The following is a 1,477-nucleotide window of genomic DNA, read 5'->3' as shown; positions in this document are numbered from 1 at the left end:
TTGGCGGTCCGCCGCGCATATCTTTGAAGTTCTTTGAAATTGTTGAGAAAAGTGCAATTTTGAGATAGTTGTTTAACAGGGTTGGACAGCAGCCCGTGTTTCGCCGCTGACACGTTTTTTATAGACGATGTTGTATCGCTGGTCTATCTGTCCATCCTGTTTTTCTCAGTAACTTGAACAGTACCTAAGGATGTATTTTGTTACAATCCTGTATGAATGTGCCAAATTAGAGCGGACGCCGCGCGGAAAAACTGTTAAGCATATTATTCATCTTTAAATTTTCTTGATGATGGGCAAACAGACAGGAAATTCAGCAGCATTACTTCGCTATTGTGCCGGTATCGATGTGAGCAAAGACTCTTTACAAATTTGTTTATCAACCATTGATACCAATGGTAAGACAACTGTAAAAGGGACAAGCAAAATAGCCAATAAAGTATCCTCGTTTGATGGATTGCTCACCTGGGTTGCCAAACATTGTAAAGAGAAACAATTGCCAGTTCGGTATTTGATGGAATCAACCGGTGTTTATCATGAACAAATTGCCTGGTATTTATTCCAGAGTGATCTGTCAGTAAGCGTAGTGCTGCCTAACAAGTCTAAAAATTACCTTAAAAGCTTGGGCCATAAATCTAAAAATGATAAAATTGATGCCCGGGGGTTGGCCCAAATGGGATTGGAGCAAACTCCAACTTTATGGAAACCACTTTCAAAAAATATCTATTCATTACGGATGCTGACCCGACAGCATCAACGTTTGCAAGAGCTTAAAAATCAATCAGAAAATCAGAAACATGCTATATTACATAGTCAGATCAGTGATAAATTTATCATTAAACAGCTGGATAAACTGATCAAACTTTATGACCAGCAGGTCGAGCAGATTACCCAGGAAATGCAGAACCTGCTTTCTAAGGACTCAGTTCTTAAAAACAAGATTGATCAACTCTGTAAAATAAAAGGCCTTGGTCTGTTATCTGTGGCAACGCTTGTTGCAGAAACCAATGGTTTTGAAGGCTTTGAGAATCTCAGACAACTTGTCAGCTTTGCGGGCTATGATGTAGTCGAAAATCAATCTGGTTTGAGATCCGGAAAAACCAGGATCTCCAAAAAAGGTAACAGTCGAATTAGACGAATACTGTTTTTGCCAGCTTTTAATGCAGTTAGATTCGGAGAACCAGCCTCTCAGGCATTATTTGAAAGGGTATTTGTCAAAACCCGCATAAAAATGAAAGGATATGTTGCAGTCCAGAAAAAACTACTAACACTTTGTTACGCCCTATGGAAAAAAGACGTCAATTACGATCCCTTATACCATTCCCAACATGTCAAAGAACTTGAATATCAGGACAAAAAATAGTCCCGACTAGCAGGACTACACAGGATGTAGCGATTTAAAAACCGCCACTCCTTCATAGTCCAAATTTATTAAAAAAATTCTATTTCAAATCTTGCTTTTCACGACAGTACCAGCGGT

The 1,477-nt window shown here is 39.1% G+C and carries 1 protein-coding gene; it reads left to right on the top strand.

Features of this window, described 5'->3' with window-relative positions; translation table 11 throughout:
* Positions 1-286: 286 nt before the first annotated feature.
* Positions 287-1,360, top strand: a complete 1,074-nt coding sequence (locus RB622_RS30085) for an IS110 family transposase (protein ID WP_308050545.1) — start codon at positions 287-289, stop codon at positions 1,358-1,360.
* Positions 1,361-1,477: the final 117 nt, after the last annotated feature.

The organism is Dyadobacter sp. LHD-138 (assembly GCF_030929615.1).
In the GTDB taxonomy this organism is placed as follows: domain Bacteria; phylum Bacteroidota; class Bacteroidia; order Cytophagales; family Spirosomataceae; genus Dyadobacter.
The sequence above is the reverse complement of the archived record's forward strand: the minus strand, read 5'-3'. Positions and strand labels throughout refer to the sequence as shown.